Below are 1,748 nucleotides of genomic sequence, written 5' to 3' on the forward strand. Positions count from 1 at the left end.
GTGTCCAGTTCGCCTCTATTGTATAGGACTTCTAAGTCCACAACTTTACTTTTACTCAATATATTTAATGCTCCGTTTACATCTGCATTTAATAACCTACCATCTTTTGTTTGATACAATCCTCTTTTGACTCTTTTCCCACTAAACTCATATTTTTGAGGATTATCATCACTATAAGTAGGAATTTTGTCTTTATCGAAGAAACTTGCCTTTGATGTATAGCTCTCTTCTTGTTTAACAAAATTTATTCCATATAATTTGCAAAGATATTCTATCTTTTCTCTAAGTGTTCCAAAAGGTATATTTACAAATGTTTGGTTATTCTTTTTACCTAAATTAGAATTTCTTTGGAATGTTTCGTTATATCCACAAACTATATTTCCTATACTATTTTTTAAACAATAGTTAATGATTATTCTTGCAGTTTTATTCATATAATCGTTAACTTTATCATTTCTTTTTTTAGTATTAGCAAGTTGTTTGTTTGTGTATTTATTTTTATATCCTTGTTTATCCTTTATACTTTGTAAACGTGCATTTTCTTTATTATGCCATTGATTTATAGATTTTAGTCTTCTTCCATCTATTATGAAAGATTTTCCAGTTGATGTTACACAAGTAGCAAGATTATTTATTCCAAAATCTATTGCTAATGCTTTATTTTTATCTACATTACTTTGAACTTCTTCTACTTCATAAGCATATTGAATTTCAAAGAACCTAGCATTTGACTTTGGTATAACTCTTATCTCTTTTATCTTTTTATCAACCAGTTTAGGTGGAATATTTATCTCAATACTTTTATGTTCTTTCTTGAAAGAATTTGAGTATGGGATAATTAATTTATTCCTGTTTATTCTTACAAAACCTATAATTAATGTTGTAAAACCATCTTTAGGAAGATATTTAGGAAGTTTAATATCTTTAAAATTATACTTTCCTTTTTTAGCTAATTTAAGTAATCCAAAGAAAGCTTTAAAAGAATCATCAACTTCTTTTAAAATCTGTTGTGCCATATTTGAATTTAGCATTTTATAATTTAGACTATTTTTTAGTAAGGCATAATTTTTTTGGTAATTTAAGTATTCACCTTCTGTAAAATAATACTGCCTAATATTATATATTGCTTCATTTGCTAAATTTTTAGCTATATGAGATAACAGCTTTAAATTTTTATAATCTTCTTTAGTTAATTGTTTTACTTGTTGTTTTATAGTCAAATACATTATAATCACCTCGCTTTCTGTAGGTATATTATAACATATTTTACTAAAATGTTATATTATAGTAAAAGTTTATTCAGTTTTAAATTTTTAGAATCCCACGACATATGGGAGGTGTCGTTCATATAGGATCGCTACTTCCTATACAGTTCTCTTATGAACTTCTTGTACTTTCATACAAGCACAGACTATATCTTATCCCTCAGCATTATCTGTTAGGGCGAAACCACTTCCATTACCAATAGCTTGCAATGTACTTCCCTCACGAGGAATAGTCGTTGAAGTTTCTCCTATTCGGAGCTTACCTGCTGATTATCGATTTTGTAACACTTAGGATTTAACCTTATGCCATCTAATTAATTTTTTCTGCTTTCGCCACATTCACACTTGAGTTTATTTCATCTCTATGTTGTAGTTTAATTAGCTTTACGATTTTCCAGCAATTCAGTTTCTTCGTTGCGTAGTGTTTCTACGTCTACGTACAAGTTTCCCTATACGCTTACTATTCTAGTCAATTCATCTCAC

The 1,748-nt window shown here is 28.2% G+C and carries 1 protein-coding gene; it reads right to left on the minus strand.

Translation table 11 applies throughout. The features are described from left to right. Positions 1-1,226 (minus strand): transposase (locus I6E31_12385; GenBank protein ID MCF2640756.1); only part of this gene is annotated, 1,226 nt, incomplete at its 3' end. Between the last annotated feature and the right edge of the window lie 522 nt (positions 1,227-1,748).

The organism is Fusobacterium varium (assembly GCA_021531615.1).
Lineage (GTDB): Bacteria > Fusobacteriota > Fusobacteriia > Fusobacteriales > Fusobacteriaceae > Fusobacterium_A > Fusobacterium_A varium_C.